Here is a 20,116-nt window from a genome sequence, read left to right on the forward strand (position 1 = left end):
GTGCCGCAGGGGCGGGGCATGCGAAGGGCGCCCGGTGTGACACCGGGCGCCCTGACCGCCGTACGGGTGAGCCGTGCGGGCGGACTAGCTCGCGTCGGCCGCCTGGGCCCTCAGCGCGCGCTCCACGCCCGAGCGGGACTCGGAGACGAGGCGGCGCAGGGCCGCGTTCGGCTCGGCCGAGGCCAGCCAGGCGTCCGTCCTGTCCAGCGTCTCCCGCGAGACCTGGACCGCGGGGTAGAGGCCGATCGCGATCTGCTGGGCGATCTCGTGCGAACGGGAGTCCCAGATGTCCTTGACGACCTCGAAGTACTTCTCCGTGTACGGCGCGAGCAGCTCACGCTGGTCGGTCTGCACGAAACCGCCGATGACGGCCTCCTGGAGGGCGTTGGGCAGCTTGTCGGACTCCACGACCGACGCCCACGCCTCCGCCTTGGCCTCCGGCGTCGGACGCGCCGCCCGCGCGCTCGCGGCGTGCCGCTCGCCCGCCGCCGTCTTGTCCCGCTCCAGCTCGGCGGCGATGTCGGACTCGTCGAACTGCCCCACCGCCACCAGCCGCTGGACGAACGCCCAGCGCAGCTCGGTGTCCACGGCCAGGCCCTCGATGGTCTGCCCGCCGTCCAGCAGCGACTCCAGCAGGTCGATCTGGTCCGGCGTGCGCGCCGTCGCCGCGAACGCCCGCGCCCACGCGAGCTGGTGGTCGCTGCCCGCCTCCGCGGAGCGCAGATGGGCGAGCGTGGCGTCCGTCCAGCGGGTCAGCAGGTTCTCGCGGGCGGCCGGGTCGGCGTACAGGTCGATGGCGAGCTTGACCTGGCGGTGCAGCGACTGGACCACGCCGATGTCGGACTCCTTGCCGATACCGGACAGCACCAGGGACAGGTAGTCGCGGGTGGGCAGTTCGCCGTCCCGGGTCATGTCCCAGGCCGACGCCCAGCACAGGGCGCGCGGCAGGGACGACTCGAAGTCGCCGAGGTGCTCGGTGACGAACGCGAGCGACTGCTCGTCCAGGCGGACCTTGGCGTACGACAGGTCGTCGTCGTTGAGCAGGACGACGTCCGGACGGCGCTTGCCGACCAGCTGCGCCACGGGGGTCAGCTCGCCGTCGATGTCCAGCTCGACGCGCTCGTCGCGCAGCAGCTTGCCGCTCGTGCCGTCCAGCCCGTAGAGGCCGACCGCGATGCGGTGCGGGCGCAGCGTCGGCTCGCCCTTCGCTCCCGCCGGGAGCGCCGGGGCCTCCTGGCGGATGGCGAACGACGTGACGACGCCGTCGGCGTCCGTCTCGATCTCGGGGCGCAGCACGTTGATGCCTGCGGTCTGAAGCCACTTCTGCGACCAGGTGCCCAGGTCGCGGCCGGAGGTCTCCTCCAGCGCCCCGAGCAGGTCCGACAGCCGGGTGTTGCCGAACGCGTGACGCTTGAAGTACGTCTGCACGCCCGAGAAGAACTCGTTCATGCCGACGTACGCCACGAGCTGCTTCAGGACGGACGCGCCCTTGGCGTACGTGATGCCGTCGAAGTTGACGAGGACGTCGTCCAGGTCGCCGATCTCGGCCATGATCGGGTGCGTGGAGGGCAGCTGGTCCTGCCGGTAGGCCCACGTCTTCATGGAGTTGGCGAACGTGGTCCACGAGTGGGGCCAGCGCGAGTCCGGCGCGTAGGCCTGGCAGGCGATCGAGGTGTAGGTGGCGAACGACTCGTTCAGCCACAGGTCGTTCCACCACTCCATGGTGACCAGGTCGCCGAACCACATGTGGGCCAGCTCGTGCAGGATCGTCTCCGCACGCACCTCGTACGCCGCGTCGGTCACCTTGGACCGGAAGACGTACTGGTCGCGGATGGTGACCGCGCCCGCGTTCTCCATCGCGCCCGCGTTGAACTCGGGCACGAAGAGCTGGTCGTACTTCTTGAACGGGTACGCGTAGTCGAACTTCTCCTGGAACCAGTCGAAGCCCTGCCGGGTGACCTCGAAGATCGCGTCCGAGTCCAGGAACTCGGCGAGGGACGGCCGGCAGTAGATGCCGAGCGGCACCGACTGGCCGTCCTTCTCGTACACGCTGTGCACGCTGTGGTACGGGCCGACGACGAGCGCGGTGATGTAGCTGGAGATCCGCGGCGTCGGCTCGAAGACCCAGACGTCGTCCTCGGGCTCCGGCGTCGGGGAGTTGGAGACGACGGTCCAGCCGGACGGCGCCTTCACGGTGAACTGGAAGGTGGCCTTCAGGTCCGGCTGCTCGAAGGACGCGAAGACGCGACGGGCGTCCGGGACCTCGAACTGCGTGTACAGGTAGGCCTGCTCGTCGACCGGGTCGACGAAGCGGTGCAGGCCCTCGCCGGTGTTGGTGTAGGCGCAGTCCGCCACCACCCGCAGGACGTTGCGGCCCTCCAGGAGCCCGGGAAGCGCGATCCGGGAGTCCTCGAACACCTCGGCCGGGTCCAGCGCGTCCCCGTTGAGGGTCACTTCGTGGACGGTCGGGGCCACCAGGTCGATGAAGGACTCCGCGCCCGTGCCGGCGACGTCGAAGCGCACCGTGGTCACGGACCGGTAGGTGCCGCCCTCCTGCGCCCCGGACAGGTCGAGATCGATCTCGTACGAGTCAACGGTGAGCAGCTTCGCCCGCTGCTGCGCCTCTTCGCGAGTCAGGTTTGTGCCAGGCACGCGGTCATCTCCTCGATATGTGTCGGTTGCGCCATCCTTCCACGAGGGGGCCGCCCGGGGCGACGACGTTCCCCGCGCCTCCCGGACCGCCTCACGGGAGCCCGCCCGCAGGCTTCCGGCGGCCGCGCCGCGCCGGCGGCGGGCCCGACCACGACGTCCGGATCCCGCCGGTTCCGCCGCGCGGCGGGCGGGACGCTGGACGCATGACGACTCCGACAGCCACCCGCCCCGGCGTCCGCACCGCACGGCCGGTCCCGATCCCGCCCGGCGTCCTCGACGAACTGCGCGCCGCGGACGACGCGGGCCGCCCGGCCGTCCCCGTGACCGACGAGGAGGGCGGCGCCCCGCTGCGCTGCTGCCTGCGCCGCAGCGAGCCCGGCGAGTCGGTCGTCCTGGTCTCCTACGCGCCCCTGCGACGCTGGGCGGCCGGGACCGGCGCCGACCCGGGACCGTACGACGAACAGGGCCCCGTCTTCCTCCACGCGCGCGCGTGCCCCGGCCCGGCCGGGGACGCCCTGCCGTTCACGGACAGCCACCGCACCGTCCGCCGCTACTCCCACGACGGCCGCATCCTGGGCGGCCGGCTCGTCGAGGATCCGGACGGGTTCCCCGCGGCCTTCGCCGAGGCGTTCACGGACCCGGAGGTCGCGCTCGTCCACGTACGGGCCGTCGAGTACGGCTGCTTCCTCTACGAGGTGCGCCCGCGCTGACGCCCCGGCCCGCCACGGGCCGGGACGGCGCGGGGGAGCGGCCGGGGACGGGGGGCCGGGCGGGGACGACGGAGGGGGGCGGGCGTCCGTGCGGACGCCCGCCCCCCTCCGGGGACGCCGTGCCTCAGTCCTTCAGCTCCGCCGCCACCAGCTCCGCGATCTGCACCGCGTTCAGCGCCGCGCCCTTGCGCAGGTTGTCGTTGGAGACGAACAGGGCGAGGCCGTGCTCCACGGTCTCGTCCTGCCGGATGCGGCCCACGTACGAGGGGTCCTGACCGGCCGCCTGGAGCGGGGTGGGGATGTCGGAGAGGGCGACGCCCGGCGCGCCGGCCAGCAGCTCCGTGGCGCGCTCCACCGTCAGCGGGCGCGCGAACCGGGCGTTGACCTGGAGGGAGTGGCCGGAGAAGACCGGGACGCGCACGCACGTGCCGGAGACCTTCAGCTCCGGGATCTCCAGGATCTTGCGGGACTCGTTGCGGAGCTTCTGCTCCTCGTCGGTCTCGTGCAGGCCGTCGTCGACGATCGAGCCCGCGAGCGGGACCACGTTGAAGGCGATGGGGCGCCGGTAGACCTGCGGCTCGGGGAAGTCGACCGCCGCGCCGTCGTGGGTGAGCCGGTCCGCGTCCGCCACGACCTTCTGCGCCTGCCCGTGCAGCTCCGCCACGCCCGCGACGCCCGAGCCGGACACCGCCTGGTAGGTGGCGACGATCAGCGCCTCCAGCCCCGCCTCCTCGTGCAGCGGCTTCAGCACCGGCATAGCCGCCATCGTGGTGCAGTTCGGGTTGGCGATGATGCCCTTGGGGCGGTCCACGATCGCGTGCGGGTTCACCTCGGAGACCACGAGGGGCACCTGCGGGTCCTTGCGCCAGGCCGAGGAGTTGTCGATCACGACCGCGCCCTGCGAGGCCACCTTCTCCGCGAGCGCCTTCGACGTCGCCCCGCCCGCGGAGAACAGCACGATGTCGAGACCGGTGTAGTCGGCCGTCGCCGCGTCCTCCACCGTCACGCCGTCCAGGACCGTCCCCGCCGAGCGGGCCGAGGCGAACAGGCGCAGCTCCGTGACCGGGAAGTTCCGCTCCTTGAGGATGCTGCGCATGACCGTGCCGACCTGACCGGTGGCTCCGACGATTCCGACCCTCACGGCGACTCCCTTTGTCTCGTTCTGTCTCGCTGCGTACGCATTGCCTGGCCGTGGCTTTTCCATCATGCGGCCGACACCGGCCTACCTGTCCAATTCTTTGCCCGCCATGCCCGAGGACTGGGACGCCCCCCGGTGGCCGGCGGTTGCGGAAATCGCTCCCGTACCCCCGCTGAGCTGGAGGGTTTCCCTCCGGCGCGGCCGCCGGCCGCAAGCTGTGCCGCCGCGGGCGCCGGTGTGACGTACGCCTCCGCGGCCCGCTCCGAAATCGCCCGCGCCGGAGGCGAACGTTTCCGGGCGCGGCGGCGTCGTAGGAGAAACGCGGCGAGGGAGGGGTGCGCGTGCTGCGCAGAATCACCCGCCGGGTCCAGGGGGACGACGCGGCCGGGCCCGGCGACGACCCGCTGGACCCGGCGCAGGAACGCCGGGTGCGGGCGGTGCTCGCGCTGGGCGGCGTGCCGCAGGCGGACCTGCCGGACGGGGTACAGCAGGTCCGCCTGCGGCTGCTGGAGCGTGCGGCGAAGGGACACGCGGCGCCGCGCGACGTCTCCGCCTGGGCGGCGGTCGTGGCCTCCAACCTCGCCATGGACTGGCACCGGGCCCGGCGCAGGCAGGAGCGTTTGGGGGAGCGGCTGGCCTCCCTGCGCGGGCACGAGCACGCTTCCGGCGAGGACGACAGCGTCCTGTCCCTGGCCGTCGCGCGCGGCCTGGAGGACCTGCCGGACGCCCAGCGGCAGGTCGTCGTCCTGCGCTTCTACGCCGATCTGCCGGTGCGCTCCATCGCCCGGGAGCTGGGCGTCCCGGAGGGCACGGTCAAGAGCCGCCTGCACACGGCGGTCCGGGCCCTGCGCGCCCGCCTGCACGAGGACGAGGTGGTCTGACGTGACCGCGGAACACGAGGCCCGTGGCGGGCCCGACGCGCTGACGGCGGCGATCACCGGGGAGCCGCTGCCGGACGAGGCCCGTGCGGACGCCGCCTTCATGGCGGAACACCGCTCGGCGGTCGCCGACGTGGCGCTGCTGCGGGAGCAGCTCGGCGTCCTCGCCGACGCGCTGACGCGTCCGGTGCAGGAGGGCGCGGCACGGCCGTCGCCGGCGCCCGTCCGCCGGACGCGCGCCCCGCGCCGGCTGCGTCCCCTGCTCCTGGGGGCCGTCGGGGCGGCCGTCGCGGGGGCGCTGGTCCTCGGGACCGGCTGGGTGCTCGTGCGGACCGGGCCGGGGGCCGCCGACGGCGCGGACAGCAGAAGCGCCGCGAGCGACGCCGGCCGCGGGGAGGCCGGGGGGAAGGCGTCCGAGGACGCGGGCGGGCTCCTGGCCGATCCCGGCTACCTGGCCTGCACCCGGCTCGTCGTCGAGGGCGACGTGACGGGCGTGCGCCCGCTGCCCGGCACGAACCGCGAACGCGTCAGCGTGCGCGTCACCCACGCCTACCGGCCCGCGCGGATTGCGCCCGAGGTCGGCGTGGACAGGGAGCCGGACGCGGGGACGCCGCTGAACCCCGGCGACCACGTGCTGGTCGCCCTCGGGCGGGGGGCCGGCGTCTCCGACGTGTGGGTCGTCGGCGAGCCCGACATCGCCCCGCGACGCCGGGCCCTGGCCCTGGCCCTGTCCGGGCCGGCCGCCGTCTGCGGATAGGCGACGGCCAGGGGCGGGCGCCCGTACGGACGCCCGCCCCCTTCGTGCCCAGGTGCTTCAGGTGTTGCGGTGTTGCAGGTGGTGCGGATGTTGCGGGTGTTACGGAGCGACCTTCTCGATCGTCACGTTGCCGGCGCCCGCGACGGTGCCCCGCGCGTTGACCAGCTGGACCTGGCCGAACAGGACCCGGCCCGCCGGGGCGGTGGCCGCGGCGGTGACGGTGGCGGAGACCGCCGTCGAGGCGCCCGTGGCCAGCTTCACCGGCGCGGAGCCGTCGACCGAGACCGTGCCGAGAGCGGACGACAGGAACGCGTCCACGTAGTCGTACGTGGTCGTGCCGGCCGGGACCGAGTAGCCCGCGACCTCGACGGTGTACGTGCCGGCGGCGGGCGACGGGATGGAGACCGCCTCCTCCGAGTCACCGTCGGCCTGCTGCGCGACCTTCTTGCCCGACGCGTCGTAGACCGTCAGGTCGAGGTCGGCGGAGGCGTCGGAGACGTTGCCGATGGAGACGTCGAGCGACTTCGCGCCGGCCGGGACCTCGACCGTGGTGGTCCGGGTGGTGCCGTTGGCGATGGTCGGGCGGTCCTTCTTGGACGAGCCGAGCGGGCCGCCGGCCAGCTTGCCGTCGAAGGCGGCGAACTTGTTCGTCACCGTCCAGGAGGCGGCGGCCGGGACGCCGACCTTCGCCTCGGGCACGGTCACGTTCTCCGGGGCGAAGGCCGCGCCGTAGACGGTGGCCTCCAGCTTGTACGGGTTGTCGAGCAGCGGCGACGTGCGGCGCGACTCGACCTCGATCTCCCAGACCCCGGCCTGCGGGTTCTGGTACGAACGGGCGTCGGGCCGGCAGCCGTTGGTGTCCGGGTAGTTGCTGTAGCAGTAGATCGTGGAGCTGTCCTCGACCGCGACGCCGTAGGGGTGGATCGAGATGAACCGGGTCTGGCTCTTGTCCTTCAGCCCGCCGATCGCGACCTCGAACGCCTTGGCGCCCTCGGGCACGGTCAGGAAGTAGGACTGGAAGCTGTTGCGCTGCACGGTGTTCGACACCGAGAACGTGTGCTTCACCGGCGTCGAGACGACCACCGTGTTGAGGATCTGCTTGTCGACGCCCTCGGTCTTGGGGTCGTCGACCGTGAGGATGGCGCTCGCGATGCCCGCGGCCTTCGGCCTGGCCTGGATCCGGACGGTCACCGGCTTGTTCAGCGGCAGCTTCACCTCGTCGTCGCCGAGGATCCGGAAGGTGCCGGCCGCGTTGTTCTCCAGCTCCAGCTCGTGGCGGACCGCCTTGTCGGGGCCGGAGGTGCGGGTGACGGTGACGTCGTACGTCTTCTTCTGCCCGGCCTTCAGACCACTCTCGCGGTCGTAGATCCCGGTGCCGAAGCCCGGCGTCTTCAGGGCCTGGTCGAGCGCGGTGTCGACCGGGGCCTTGACGGTGTAGTCGTGCGCCGTGGCGCCGTGCCGGATGGACTTCCAGGCGCCGACGATGTCGATGGCGCCCGCACCCTCCTCGTAGGCCTGCAGACCCTTGATGTGGTCCGCGGTCGAGGTCAGCGCGGTGCGCAGGACCGCCGGGGTGAGCGCGACCTTGTGCTGCTTGGCTGCCGAGATCAGCAGCGCCGAGGCGCCCGCGGCCTGCGGCGAGGCCATCGAGGTGCCCTGGAGCATGGAGTAGCCGGCCGGCAGGGTGTAGCCCGCGTCGGCGACCGGGGAGCCCGGCAGCCAGGTCTGCGTGGTGTTGATCGCGGCGCCGGGGGCGACCAGGGTCGGCGTGAAGCCGCCGTCCTCACGCGGGCCGCGCGAGGAGAAGGGCAGCAGCGCGTACTTCTTCGTCACCTGGGAGCCGTAGTTGGCGGCCCAGGTCTCCTTGGAGATGGCCGCGCCGACCGAGATCACCTTGTCGGCCAGACCGGGGTCGCCGATGGTGTTCGCGCCGGGGCCCTCGTTGCCCGCGGAGATGACGAGCTGGACCCCGTAGGTGTCGATGAGGCGCGTGTACAGCTCGGCGCGCGCGTTGTTGCCGTCGTTGAGGCCCGGCAGACCGCCGATCGACATGTTGACGATGTCGACGCCGCGGTTGACGACCAGGTCGATCATGCCCTCGGTGAGGGCGACGTTGGTGCAGCCCGGGCCGAAGACGCAGGCACGGGAGGAGACGATCTTCGCGCCGGGGGCGGCGCCGTTCATCCGGCCGCCGAACAGGCCGTGCGCGGCGGTGATGCCGGCGACGTGCGTGCCGTGCTCGCTGGCGATGAGACCGATGTTGGCGAAGTCGGCCTTCTTGCCGACCCAGTCGCCGCCGAACGGGTCCATCGGCACGTCCTTGCGGATCTGCACGACGAACGGCTGGCGCTCGGCCACGTCGGTCTTCGGGTCGTCGGTGCCGAAGTACCCGATCTGGTAACCGTCCTTGTACGGCTTCATCGCGGTGTCGTCGCCGAAGTCGCCGTTGTTGTTCACGTCGACGGTGACGGTGCCGGCGGCCGCGTCGTACAGGACGCCCCACGCGTCGGTGGTGTCGCCGTCGCGGTTGACGTCGCCCTTGGCGTCGCCGCCGGCGGTGGCGGACTCGCGGAACAGGTTGACCTGGTACGAGCCGGGCTTCGCGGTCCAGGTGCGGCCGCCGTAGGTGAAGCCGGGGCCGGACACCGAGGTCGTCATCGGGCGCCAGGAGGCGTCGCTGTCGAGGATCGGGTCGGTGGCGGTCACCCAGTCGACGATCTTGCGCTCGCCGGTGGTGGTCTTCTGCAGCGCGGGGTGCGCCAGGTCCACGCCGGAGTCGAGGATGCCGATGGTGACGCCGCGGCCGTCCGCCTTCGGGTTCTTCTTCACGAAGTCGACGGCGCCCGTCTCGAAGGACGGGTTGTACGGGTTCTCGGCGGGGGTGTTGCGGTTCGGCGCGGGGTAGGTCTTCGCCTTCCCGGCGGACCGGGTGTGCCCGGCGGCGTCCGCGTCGGGGGCCGGGTCGTCGAGGACGATGTCCTGCCGCAGGTCGATGGCGTGCACCGAGGACAGCTTGGCGGCCGCGGCGATCGCGGACTCGGCCTTGCCCGTCGGGACGGTGGCGCGGACGTAGCCGAGCTTGTCGTAGGACTGGCCCACCGAGCCGCCCTTGACCGCGTCCAGCTCCTCGGCGACCTGCTCGGTCCGGCCGGGGGCGGTGGCGACCATCAGCGTGACGTTCTTGGCGCCGGAGGCCTTGGCCTCGGCGAGGAGGGCGGCGTCGTCGGAACCGAGCTTGACGGGTGCGGACTTCGCGCCCGGGTCGGAGGTTCCCGGAGCCGGTCCGGAGTCGGCGGAGAAGGCCAGGGGTATCGGCCCGGCCGCGGACAGTGCGGCCACCAGGCCGGCGGCCACGGCTATGCGGGCCACGCGTCTGGTGCCCGATATCGGTGCACGCTGGGGGGTGAGGGTCATCGGCATCCCTTGTAGGTAAAGGAACGAGCGGCACGTGATCGAGACCGTTCCTGCCTGATCACGACCGTCCGGAACGCGATCCCGGATGACCGCAAAGCTTTACCTAAGGGGCAGCTGTTTGGGGAGAGTTGACCGAAACGATATGGATGTATGGGGAAAACCCTCTACGAGCCCGCTGTGCGCGGACTGTCCGCCGGCTGTCCGTCCGCCGCCCGTCCGCCGGCTGTCCGTCCGCCGCCCGTCCGCCGGGTGCGCGCGGCGGCGTCGGGGCGGCCGCCGCGCAGGCCGGTCGCTCTCGCCGTCGGCCCCCGGGCGTCAGGCGTCCTTCGAGCGGGCGTGGTGCCGGGAGGCCTTGGCGCGGTTGCCGCAGGTCGCCATGGAGCACCACCGGCGGGCGCCGTTGCGCGAGGTGTCGAAGAAGTGCAGGGTGCAGGCGTCGTGGGCGCAGCCGCGGATCCGGTCCGGGGCGAGGGAGAGCAGCCTCAGGTAGTCGCGGGCGGCGAGCCAGGCCGGTCCCCACGTCCCGTCCGCGAACTCGGCCCGCTCGCCGGGGCCTTCGCCGGTGAGGGTGGGCCGGATGCGGCCGTGTTCGAGGACGGCGTCCAAAGGCTCCGGCCCGGCCCCGTCCACGGCGGCCCCGATCGCGTCGCGGGCGTCGAGGAGGCGCCGCAGGGTCGTCGGGTCGGCGGTGAACCGCTCATCCAGCCCGTTCGCCGCGAGCCACACCGCGGGTCCGTCCGCGTCCGCCAGCAGGTCCCGCACGGCGCCGTCCTGCGTCCAGCGGGTGTTGAGCAGGTCGAGGGCGAGCGGCTCGCCGGTGAGCGGGCGGGGGTCCGGCGGGCGCGGGACGGGACGGCGGGCAGCGGGCGCGCCAGGCATGGGCTCTCCTTCGTCCGACCCTCGATCTAACCCTTCAAGGGTACGTGACCGGTTGCGATGTGCCGAAAAACCGCCTGCCGGGCGCGGGCCGGGCGGCTAGCGTCCCCTCATGCGCCAGACCCTGAGAGTGGCGGCCTACGCCGTCTGCGTCCGTGACGACCGTGTTCTGCTCGCCCGTTCGCCGGCTCCCGGCGGCTCGCACGAGTGGGTGCTGCCGGGCGGCGGGATGGAGCACGGGGAGGACCCGCTCGACACGGTCGTCCGGGAACTGGAGGAGGAGACCGGGTACCGCGTCGAGGTGACCGGCCTGCTCGGCATCGACTCCTCCCGCCGCGTCCTCGGCCGCGGGGGTCTGCGCGGCCCGGTGGACCACCACGGCGTCCGCGTCGTCTACGAGGCCCGGGTGGCCGGCGGCGAGCTGCGCAACGAGGTGAACGGCTCCACGGACCTCGCCGCCTGGCACGACCTGGACGCGGTCGCGGGGCTCACCCGGGTGCGCCTGGTCGACGTCGGGCTCGGCCTGTGGCGCGAGCGGCCGGTGGACGGCCGGACGCACCCGCCCGGGCACTGAGGCCGCCGCCCCGCCACGAACGCCCCGCCGTGCGCCACCGCGTACGCCATCCAGGCGCGGGCACCGGCTGCCCGCTGCGTGCGGCCGGCGCATGAGGAGGGGCCGCCGGTTTCCTCCCCGACGGCCCCTTCTCATGCCCCTCCTGGCGACGCCCCGGTCCGTCACTAGCGAGGCAGCACCACGACGTACGCGGCCGGGTCCCGGTCGCCCGACGCCATCAGCGCGGTGCGGACCACCGCCGCCTGCTGCTCCATCGCGTCCCGCAGCTTCCCGGGCGTGATGTACACGACCGTGATGCCCAGCCGTTCCAGGTGCTCGCGCTTGCGGGCGTACTCGGACCACAGCGCGTCCTCGTCCTGGCGCGGGGCCCGGGTGTCCAGTTCGACGGCGACCGCGTGCTCCGGCCAGTAGGCGTCCAGCCCGCCGAGGTGCGGGCCGCCCGGCAGACGCAGGTCCACGTTCCACACCGGGTCGGGCAGGCCGTGCTCGCACACCATCGTGTACAGGCGCTCCTCCGCGATCGCGCGGCCCTCGGCGAGCAGCGAGTCCACGGCGTCCACCACGTGCGGCCGGCTCAGCAGCTTGGCCTCGTTCAACTCCCGGACGATCGCGGCGGGTTCGCAGTGGCCGCCGCGCACCGCCTCCGACAGCAGGCGACGCACCACCCCGGCGTCCGTCAGCTGGGCCACCGCGTCGGCCAGCGCGCGCGGCACCGGCGCCACGGCGACGCCGGTCGCCTGCCCGGGAGCCGGCAGCGTGGAGGTGCGCACGACGTGCGCGAAGCCCGTGGAGCGCAGCCGGCGCAGCCGCGGCACCAGGACGTCGATGTGCTCCAGGGACGGCAGCGGGGGAGCGCACGACAGGCCGTGCAGGTTCAGCGCCGCGAGGCCCGTGATCATGGCCTCCTTGTAGACCGGCCGGTGCGGCTCCCCGCAGCCCGGCTGGGCGGGCACCCCGGTCGGCGCCGAGGTGTCGCGGCCGGCGTAGGCCAGCACGGCGTGCAGTCGCTCCTCGCTGGTCGGCGGGCCGGGGTGGAGCAGGTACACGCCCGGGAGGATCTGCTGCCAGGGCCCGCCGGGGCGGCACTGCTCGTTCGCCTCGGCGGGCGCGACGCCCTGGACGCGCAGCTGGGCCGCCGTCATGACGCGGCGCTGGACCTCGGACAGGTGGCGGACGGAGCGGGGGGACGCCGGGGGAACCTGGGGGAGCGGGGTGTTGTGGTTCATGCACAGGGGGATTCCGCGCCGGACGGGCCCTCTAACCGCTGTTACACGCCCGTCGACAAATCCGGACAAGCTCGTCCTAAAGGACGGGTGTTCGGATGCCGAGTAGGGGCCGAAAACCCCTGGTCCCGCTCGGGGTGTCCAGGGGTTACGGGTCCGATTGCCTGAATTCCGTAACGGTGACCGTGCGCGGAATTCATGGCCAAAGGTCAGGCGTTCGGGGCGGCCGCCGCCTCCGCGCCGTACGCCTGCGCCCGCAGCGACCGCGCCAGGTCGTCCCGTGCCTCCAGCACCAGCCGCCGCAGCGCCGGGGCCGCCGACTCGTGCTCCGCCAGCCAGGCGTCCGTCGCCGCCAGCGTCCGCGGCGAGTCCTGGAGCGCCGGGAACAGGCCCCTGACCACGTTCATCGCGCTCTGGATGGACCGCTCCGCCCAGATCCGCTCGATCGCCGCGAAGTACTTCGGCGCGTACGGCGCGAGCAACTCGCGCTGCGAGGGCTGCGCGAACCCCGCGATCGTCGCCTCCGTCAGCGCGTTGGACAGCGTGTCCGACTCCATCAGCTGGGCCCACGCCTGCGCCTTGACGGCCGCCGACGGGCGGGCGGCCAGACAGCGGACCTGGTGGCGTTTGCCGGACGCGGTGTCGTCGCGGGCCAGTTCGGCCGCCAGCGCCGACTCGTCCACCACGCCGTGCGCCGTCAGCGGCTCCAGGAACGCCCAGCGCAGCTCCTGGTCCACCTCCAGGCCGTCGATCTTCGTCGTGCCGTCCAGCAGGCTCCGCAGCAGGTCCAGGTCCGCCGCGGACGAGGCGACCGACGCGAAGAAGCGCGCCCAGGCCAGCTGGTGCCCGCTGCCCGGCTCGGCCGCCCGCAGATCGCGCTCGGCGACCCGGGCCAGCGCCCGCTCGCCGGCGGGCCGCCAGTCCCGGGGCGCGTAGTGCACGAGCGCCGACTCCGCCCAGGCGTGCAGCATCTGCAGGACGCCGATGTCGGACTCGCGGTGCGCGAAACGCGTCACGAGGTCCACGAAGTCGGACGCGGGCAGCAGGGCGTCCCGCGTCAGGTTCCACAGCGCCGACCAGCACAGCGCGCGGGCCAGCGGATCGCTCAGGCCGCCCAGGTGCGCGCGCAGGGTGGCCAGCGAGGTCTCGTCGAACCGGATCTTGCAGTAGGTGAGGTCGTCGTCGTTGACCAGCACCAGGTCGGGCGCCTGCTCCCCGGCCAGCTCCGCGATCACCGTGCGCGGGCCGTCGACGTCCGCCTCCGCGCGCGCGTACCGCTCCAGCCGGTCGCCCGCCAGGCGGTACAGGCCGATCGCCACCCGGTGCGGCCGCAGCTCGGGATGTGATTCGGCCGCCTCCTGGAGCACCGCCAGCTCGTCGACACGGCCCCGCGGGTCCAGCAGCACCTGCGGGGTCAGGGAGTTCACGCCCGCCGTCTGGAGCCAGGACCGAGCCCAGCCGGCCATGTCCCGGCCGCTGGTCTCCCCGAGCACCGACAGCAGGTCGCCCAGGCGCGTGTTGCCGTAGGCGTGCCGCTTGAAGTAGCGGCGCGCGCCCTCCAGGAACGCGTCCTGGCCGACGTACGCCACCAGCTGCTTGAGCACGCTGGCGCCCTTGGCGTAGGTGATGCCGTCGAAGTTGAGTTTGGCGTCCTGGAGGTCGCGGATGTCGGCGGTGATCGGGTGCGTGGACGGGAGCTGGTCGGCGCGGTAGGCCCAGGCCTTGCGGCGGTTGGCGAAGGTGATCCAGGCGTCGGAGAAGCGGGTCGCGCCGACGTTCGCGAACGTGCCCATGAAGTCCGCGAAGGACTCCTTCAGCCACAGGTCGTCCCACCACACCATGGTGACCAGGTCGCCGAACCACATGTGGGCCATCTCGTGCAGGATGACGTTCGCCCGCGCCTCGTAGGACGCGCGCGTCACCTTCCCGCGGAAGACGTACTCCTCGCGGAAGGTGACCAGGCCCGGGTTCTCCATCGCGCCGAGGTTGTACTCGGGCACGAACGCCTGGTCGTACTTGCCGAAGGGGTACGGGTAGTCGAAGTGGTCGTGGAAGAAGTCCAGGCCCTGCTTGGTGATCAGGAAGATGTCGTCGGCCTCGAAGTACGGGGCCAGGCCCTTGCGGCACATCGCGCCGAGCGGGATCTCCAGGGTCGTGCCGTCGCCCAGGTCGCGCCGGTAGACGTCCGTCACATGGTGGTAAGGGCCGGCCACCACGCAGGTGATGTAGGTGGAGATCGGCTTGGTCTCCGCGAACCGCCAGACCCCGTCCGCGCGGTCGCCGGCGCCGTTGCTCCACACCGTCCACTCCTCGGGCGCGCGCACCTCGAAGCGGAACGGGGCCTTCAGGTCGGGCTGCTCGAAGCAGGCGAACACCCGGCGCGAGTCGGCCGGCTCGTACTGCGTGTAGAGGTAGACCTCGCCGTCCTCCGGGTCGACGAAGCGGTGCAGGCCCTCCCCGCTGCGGGAGTAGGCGCAACGGGCGTCGACGATCAGCTCGTTCTCCGCGGCCAGGTCCTCCAGCAGGATCCGGGAGCCGTCGAAGACCTCGCCCGGGTCGAGGTCGCGGCCGTTGAGGGACACCGCCGTCACACCCGGCGCCACGAGGTCGGCGAAGGAGGACGCGCCGGGCTCGTTGCAGCGGAAGCGGAGGGTGGTGACCGACCGGAAGGTGCGCGGCTCCGCCTCCGCTGCCTGGTCGCCGACCGCCGAGCGGACGTCGAGGGACACGTCGTACCCGTCGACGGACAGCAGGGCGGCCCGCTCCCGGGCCTCGTCGCGGGACAGGTTCTCACCGGGCACGGGCGGTACTCCCTCACTGCGTGGCGCATATGTGCTGTGGACAGGAGCGATCCTGCCATGCGCACCTGACACGCGGCAGCAGGCGAATGCGCGCCAGCGGGGAATGCGCGGCACGGGCGGCGGCGTTCAGTGGGGAAAGCCTTATCTGCTGAGGATCTCTGAGGAGAGACATGCCGGAGAAGACCCCCGTCGACTTCTGGTTCGACCCGTCGTGCCCCTGGGCCTGGATGACGTCGCGCTGGGTGCTGGAAGTGGAGAAGGTCCGTGACATCGAGGTCCGCTGGCATCTGATGAGCCTCGCCGTCCTCAACGAGGACCGGCTCGCGGAGCTGCCCGAGGAGTACCGCGACTTCCTGGAGAACAAGGCGTGGCAGCCGGTCCGGGTGGTGGCGGCCGCCGCGCAGAAGCACGGCGCGGACGTCCTCGGCCCGCTCTACACCGCGCTCGGCACCCGCATCCACAACAACGGCGAGGGTCCCACCCTGGGCGCCATCGCCGGCGCGCTCGCCGACGTCGGGCTGCCCGCCGACCTGATCGACTACGCCGAGCAGAAGGACTTCGAGTTCGACGCCGAGCTGCGCGCGTCGCACAAGGAGGGCATCGAGAAGGTCGGCCAGGACGTCGGCACGCCCGTCATCGCCGTGCCCGGCCCGGACGGCGAGCAGATCGCGTTCTTCGGTCCGGTGGTCACCCCGGCCCCCAAGGGCGAGGAGGCGGCCCGTCTGTGGGACGGCACGGTCGCCGTCGCGTCGGTTCCCGGCTTCTACGAGATCAAGCGCAGCCGCACCAAGGGCCCGGACTTCAGCAACCTGTGACAGCCCGGCCGGCGGGTGGTTCCGCCGGCCGGAGGAGAGCCCCCGTGAGTCACGTCCTCACGGGGGCTTCCCTCGTTCCGTCCGCCGGTGCGAAAGTGAGAAGACGATCACGAGGCAGGACGCGGCAGCGCGGACCGTGACGGCCCGGCGGCCTTGTTGCAAGTTACTTGCAAGTGCGTCCCGGCGGCAAGTGGGCGGGCGGGTGCCGGCTCGCCCAAGGGGTGAGACGGGCGGTACGCCCGTGGCGCGGGTGACCGGACGGCGCGCGGCTACGCCGCTATGGAGGTGTAGTGCGCCGCGTCCCCCTCGACGGAGTAGCTCTCCTTCCCCTCGACGCCGACCGGGACGTCGCCGGCGGCGGTCACCCGGTGCAGCAGGCGCGGCAGCCGGTCGTAGTTGTCGACGGCGTAGTGCTGGGTGATCCGGTTGTCGAACAGCACCAGCTGGTTCTGCGACCAGCGGTGGCGCAGGACGTTCTCCGGCCGGGTGACGTAGGACTGCAACAGGTCCAGGATCCGGCGGGACTCGCCCACCGACAGACCCACGATCCGCTGCGCGAACCCGCCTATGAACAGGCCGCGTTCCCCCGTGAGCGGGTGGACGCGCACGACCGGGTGCACGGTGCGGAACTTGATGGACGTGAACCGGGCGCGCTGGGCGGCCCGCTTCTCGTCGATCTCCTCCGCCGGCACCGCGTAGTCGTAGTCGTTGGTGTGCTCGGCCCACAGCGTGTCCGCCAGTGCCCGCAGGGGCTCCGGCAGCTGCCGGTAGGCCGCCGCCGAACTGGCGATCAGCGTCTCGCCGCCGTACGGCGGGACCGTGATGCTGCGCAGCGTGCTGGCCTGCGGCGGGTTGAGGACGAACGTCACGTCGGTGTGCCAGTGGTTGGCGCTGCCCTGCTCGCTGTCGACCGGCAGCACGTTCGGAGCGCCGTCGACGGCCGCCACGGTGGGATGGGCGGTGGTGACGTCGCCGAAGTGGCGGACGAAGGCCTGCTGCCCCTCGTCGTCGAGGTGGACGTCGTCGAAGACGAGGGCCTTGTGGACGTTGAGCGCCTCGCGCAGCGCGGACGAGGTCTCCTCGTCGAGGGGCCGGGCGAGGTCGACGCCGCTGACGCGGGCGCCGATGTTCGCGGTGACCTTGTGAAGGTGGAGGGACATGGCGGGGTCCTTTCAGACGGTGGCGAGCGCCGGGCGGACGTACTGGTTGGCGGGGCGAGGCAGGCCGTACCTCTCGCGCAGGGTCGTGCGCGGCCCGTATCCGGTCCGCAGCAGACCGCGGGCCCGCAGCAGCGGCACGACGTGGTCGACGAAGGCGTCGAGGCCGGACGGCAGCACCGCGGGCATGATGTTGAAGCCGTCGGCGGCGCCCTGGGTGAACCAGGTCTCGATCGCGTCGGCGACCTGCTCGGGCGTGCCGGCGAAGGTCAGGTGCCCGCGCCCGCCGCCGAGCCGGCCCACCAGCTGCCGCACCGTGAGGCGTTCGCGCCGGGCCAGCTCCACGATCAGGGTGTAACGGCTCTTGGCGCCCTCGACGGCGTCCTCGGACGGCAGGTCGGCGGGCAGTCGGGCATCCAACTCCAGTGTCCCTGCGTCTAGTTGAAGCAGTTGTTCCAGGCGTCGCACTCCGTGCGTGTACACGATGTGGTCCTCCAGGACGCGTTCGGCGGCGCGCGCCTCCGCCTCCGTCGAGCCGATCACCGGCACGATGCCGGGCAGCACCTTGAGGTGGTCGGGGTCGCGGCCCTGCGCCCCGGCCCGCGCCTTGATGTCCGCGTAGAACGCCTGCGCATCGGCGAGAGTCTGCTGCGCGGTGAACACCGCCTCCGCGTACCGGGCGGCGAACGCCTTGCCGTCCTCGCTCGACCCCGCCTGCACCAGCAGCGGGTAACCCTGCGGCGAACGCGGGACGTTGAGGGCGCCCTCGACGCTGAAGTACGTCCCCCGGTGCCGGGGCGGGTGGATCTTGCCGTCGTCGCCCCAGACGCCGGCCGCCTTGTCGGCGACGATCGCGTCGTCCTCCCAGCTGTCCCAGAGCTTGAGGGCCACGTCGAGGAACTCGGCGGCACGGGCGTAGCGCTCGGCGTGCGCGGGCTCGGCGTCGAGACCGAAGTTGCGCGCGGCCTCCGCGCCCGCCGTGGTGACGATGTTCCACCCCGCCCGGCCGCCGCTGATGATGTCCAGCGAGGCGAACTTGCGGGCTAGGTTGTAAGGGGAGTTGTAGGAGGTGGACGCGGTGGCGATCAGGCCGATGTGCTCGGTGGCCGTCGCCAGGGCGGTCAGCAGGGTGAGCGGTTCCAGGGCGCCGGCCGGCCGCTGGGCGATGTCGCTCCACAGCTGCGGCCCGTCGGCCAGGAACAGGGAGTCGAAGGCGCCGCGCTCGGCGGTCCGGGCCAGCCGGACGTAGTGGTCCAACTCCACATGGGCGTACGGATCGCTCTCGGGCAGCCGCCACGAGGCCTCGTGGTGACCGGTGTTCATGAGGAAGGCGTTCAGATGAAGCTGGCGGGGCATGGAGTGTCCTTCGCTTCGGACAGGTACGGGGAGAGGGGGAGGGAGAAGAAGGAGACGAGAAGGAGACGAGAAAGAGAGGGGAGGTGGCGGGGTCAGGCGACGTCCGTCGTCACGCCCAGCGCCGCCAGCAGCCGCTCGCGGTACTCGCCGAGCAGCGGGTCCCGGTACGAGCGCGGGTGCGGCCGCTCGACGGTGAGGTCGAGCCCGATGCGCCCGTGGTCGAGGACGAGGACCCGATCGGCGAGCACGATCGCCTCGTCCACGTCGTGCGTGACCAGCAGCACGGACGGCCGGTGGGCCTCCCACAGCACCCGCAGCAGGGCGTGCATCCTGATGCGGGTCAGGGCGTCCAGCGCCCCGAACGGCTCGTCGGCCAGCAGCAGTTCGGGCTCGCGCACCAGCGAGCGGGCGAGCGCCGCGCGCTGCGCCTCGCCTCCGGACAGCTCGTTGGGCCAGGCCCGTTCGCGGCCTTTCAGACCGACCTCGGCGAGCGCCTCGCGGCCCCTGCGCGCGGCCTCCTTGCCGTCCAGGCCGAGCAGCACGTTGTCCAGCACCCGCCGCCAGGGCAGCAGCCGGGAGTCCTGGAAGACGACGGACACCCGCTCCGGGGCCGTCAACTCACCGTCCCCGGTGACCTCGTGGTCCAGGCCGGCGACCGCCCGCAGCAGGGTGCTCTTGCCGGACCCGCTGTGCCCGAGCAGGGCCACGAACTGTCCCGCGGGGATGTCCAGGTCGATGCCGTCCAGGACGGTGCGTCCGTCGAAGGACCGGGTCAGACCGCGCAGCCGGACGGCGGCGGGCCGGGTCAGTTGCTCAGTGTGCGGCGCCACGACAGCACCCTCCGTTCGATGAGACGGACCGCGCTGTCGGAGATCAGACCGAAGACGCCGTAGATGAGGAGACCGACCAGGATGACGTCCGACTGGCCGTAGTTCTGCGCCTGGAACATCATGTAGCCGAGCCCGCTGGTGGCGTTGATCTGCTCCAGCACGACCAGGCCGAGCCAGGATCCGGTGACGCCGAGCCGGAGTCCCACGAAGAATCCGGGCAGTGCGCCGGGGATCACGATCTGCCGGATGAAGCGGACCTTCGACAGGCCCTGCACCTCGGCGAGTTCGACGAACCGGTGGTCGATGCCGGACAGCGCGGCATGCGTGTTGAGGTAGATCGGGATGTAGACGACGATGGCGATGATCGCGGTCTTGAAGGTCTCGCCGATGCCCAGCCAGAGGATGAACAGCGGGATCAGACCGAGGGTCGGGATCGCCCGGTTGAGCTGCACCGTCCCGTCGATCAGCGCCTCGCCGGTGCGGGTCAGCCCCGAGAGCAGCGCGAGCGCCACACCGGCGACGAGACCGATCGCGAAGCCGTATCCGGCGCGCTCCAGCGAGGTGAGGACGTCGGTGGTCAGCGTCCCGTCCGTCCACAGGTGGACGCCGGTCTCCACGACCGTCCAGGGGGCGGGGATCGCGCCCGTGTCCAGCCGCCCGGCGGCGGAGGCGGCGGCCCACAGGGCGATCAGGAGCAGCGGTCCGGCGAGCCGGGAGGCCGGCCAGGGCCTGCCGGGGGCCAGCCCGCGGCGGCGCCGGCGACGGGCCCGGGGCGCGTCGGCGGCCGTCACGGGGGCGGCGCCGGGAGCCCCGATCGAGGCCGTGCCCGCCGCGCCGCTCGTCCCGGCGTCCTCGTTCGTCCTGGCGTCCTCGCTCGTCCCGGCGTCCTTGCCGGTCTCCGTGCCGGTGCTCGTGTCGGTGCTGGTGGTCATGGC

Annotated in this window: 15 protein-coding genes; 5 read left to right on the forward strand and 10 right to left on the reverse strand. The window is 72.6% G+C overall.

The window, feature by feature from the left end; genetic code table 11:
* Positions 1-84 precede the first annotated feature (84 nt).
* On the reverse strand, positions 85-2,652 hold the full coding sequence (pepN, locus tag ACGFSH_RS01715) for an aminopeptidase N (RefSeq protein ID WP_393343907.1): 2,568 nt from the start codon (positions 2,650-2,652) through the stop codon (positions 85-87).
* Positions 2,653-2,855: 203 nt separating this feature from the next.
* On the opposite strand from pepN (ACGFSH_RS01715), the gene ACGFSH_RS01720 reads away from it, so the two are divergent.
* On the forward strand, positions 2,856-3,362 hold the full coding sequence (locus ACGFSH_RS01720; RefSeq protein ID WP_393343909.1) for a DUF1203 domain-containing protein: 507 nt from the start codon (positions 2,856-2,858) through the stop codon (positions 3,360-3,362).
* A gap of 124 nt (positions 3,363-3,486) precedes the next feature.
* Here ACGFSH_RS01720 and ACGFSH_RS01725 read toward each other — a convergent pair whose 3' ends face one another.
* Positions 3,487-4,503 carry an aspartate-semialdehyde dehydrogenase gene (locus tag ACGFSH_RS01725; RefSeq protein WP_393343911.1) on the reverse strand — a complete coding sequence of 339 codons (1,017 nt, stop codon included), beginning with the start codon at positions 4,501-4,503 and terminating at the stop codon, positions 3,487-3,489.
* Positions 4,504-4,841: 338 nt separating this feature from the next.
* On the opposite strand from ACGFSH_RS01725, the gene ACGFSH_RS01730 reads away from it, so the two are divergent.
* Together ACGFSH_RS01730 and ACGFSH_RS01735 are read left to right on the forward strand one after the other, a co-directional pair.
* Complete coding sequence (locus tag ACGFSH_RS01730) at positions 4,842-5,381, forward strand: RNA polymerase sigma factor (RefSeq protein ID WP_393343913.1); 540 nt, start codon at positions 4,842-4,844, stop codon at positions 5,379-5,381.
* Between the two features lies 1 nt (position 5,382).
* A complete protein-coding gene (locus ACGFSH_RS01735) occupies positions 5,383-6,135 on the forward strand; it encodes a hypothetical protein (protein WP_393343915.1) in 753 nt (250 codons plus the stop codon).
* Positions 6,136-6,234: 99 nt separating this feature from the next.
* Here the strand turns inward: ACGFSH_RS01735 and ACGFSH_RS01740 are convergent, their stop codons facing one another.
* The gene (locus ACGFSH_RS01740) at positions 6,235-9,549 is read right to left on the reverse strand and encodes a S8 family serine peptidase (RefSeq protein WP_393343917.1); all 3,315 of its coding nucleotides are present in this window, start codon (positions 9,547-9,549) and stop codon (positions 6,235-6,237) included.
* 315 nt (positions 9,550-9,864) lie between these two features.
* The gene (locus ACGFSH_RS01745; RefSeq protein WP_393343919.1) at positions 9,865-10,428 is read right to left on the reverse strand and encodes a CGNR zinc finger domain-containing protein; all 564 of its coding nucleotides are present in this window, start codon (positions 10,426-10,428) and stop codon (positions 9,865-9,867) included.
* A gap of 109 nt (positions 10,429-10,537) precedes the next feature.
* On the opposite strand from ACGFSH_RS01745, the gene ACGFSH_RS01750 reads away from it, so the two are divergent.
* Entirely contained in the window at positions 10,538-10,999 is a 462-nt protein-coding gene (locus ACGFSH_RS01750; RefSeq protein WP_393343921.1) for an NUDIX hydrolase, read from the forward strand.
* 164 nt (positions 11,000-11,163) lie between these two features.
* On the opposite strand, the gene ACGFSH_RS01755 is transcribed toward ACGFSH_RS01750, so the two are convergent.
* The gene (locus ACGFSH_RS01755; RefSeq protein ID WP_393343923.1) at positions 11,164-12,225 is read right to left on the reverse strand and encodes a hypothetical protein; all 1,062 of its coding nucleotides are present in this window, start codon (positions 12,223-12,225) and stop codon (positions 11,164-11,166) included.
* A 206-nt stretch (positions 12,226-12,431) separates the two neighbouring features.
* Positions 12,432-15,023, reverse strand: a complete 2,592-nt coding sequence (pepN, locus tag ACGFSH_RS01760; RefSeq protein WP_393343925.1) for an aminopeptidase N — start codon at positions 15,021-15,023, stop codon at positions 12,432-12,434.
* Between the two features lie 170 nt (positions 15,024-15,193).
* On the opposite strand from pepN (ACGFSH_RS01760), the gene ACGFSH_RS01765 reads away from it, so the two are divergent.
* Positions 15,194-15,838 carry a disulfide bond formation protein DsbA gene (locus tag ACGFSH_RS01765; RefSeq protein WP_329409920.1) on the forward strand — a complete coding sequence of 215 codons (645 nt, stop codon included), beginning with the start codon at positions 15,194-15,196 and terminating at the stop codon, positions 15,836-15,838.
* Between the two features lie 269 nt (positions 15,839-16,107).
* Here ACGFSH_RS01765 and ACGFSH_RS01770 read toward each other — a convergent pair whose 3' ends face one another.
* The 4 genes from ACGFSH_RS01770 to ACGFSH_RS01785 all read right to left on the reverse strand — a co-directional run bounded on the left by ACGFSH_RS01770 (position 16,108) and on the right by ACGFSH_RS01785 (position 20,113).
* The gene (locus ACGFSH_RS01770; RefSeq protein WP_393343928.1) at positions 16,108-16,998 is read right to left on the reverse strand and encodes a TauD/TfdA dioxygenase family protein; all 891 of its coding nucleotides are present in this window, start codon (positions 16,996-16,998) and stop codon (positions 16,108-16,110) included.
* 12 nt (positions 16,999-17,010) lie between these two features.
* Complete coding sequence (locus ACGFSH_RS01775; protein WP_393343930.1) at positions 17,011-18,351, reverse strand: LLM class flavin-dependent oxidoreductase; 1,341 nt, start codon at positions 18,349-18,351, stop codon at positions 17,011-17,013.
* Between the two features lie 92 nt (positions 18,352-18,443).
* Positions 18,444-19,181 carry an ABC transporter ATP-binding protein gene (locus tag ACGFSH_RS01780; protein ID WP_393343932.1) on the reverse strand — a complete coding sequence of 246 codons (738 nt, stop codon included), beginning with the start codon at positions 19,179-19,181 and terminating at the stop codon, positions 18,444-18,446.
* The gene (locus ACGFSH_RS01785) at positions 19,157-20,113 is read right to left on the reverse strand and encodes an ABC transporter permease (RefSeq protein WP_393343934.1); all 957 of its coding nucleotides are present in this window, start codon (positions 20,111-20,113) and stop codon (positions 19,157-19,159) included. The genes ACGFSH_RS01780 and ACGFSH_RS01785 overlap by 25 nt, the downstream gene beginning before the upstream one ends.
* Between the last annotated feature and the right edge of the window lie 3 nt (positions 20,114-20,116).

It is taken from the genome of Streptomyces sp. NPDC048481, from assembly GCF_043200075.1.
In the GTDB taxonomy this organism is placed as follows: Bacteria; Actinomycetota; Actinomycetes; order Streptomycetales; family Streptomycetaceae; genus Streptomyces.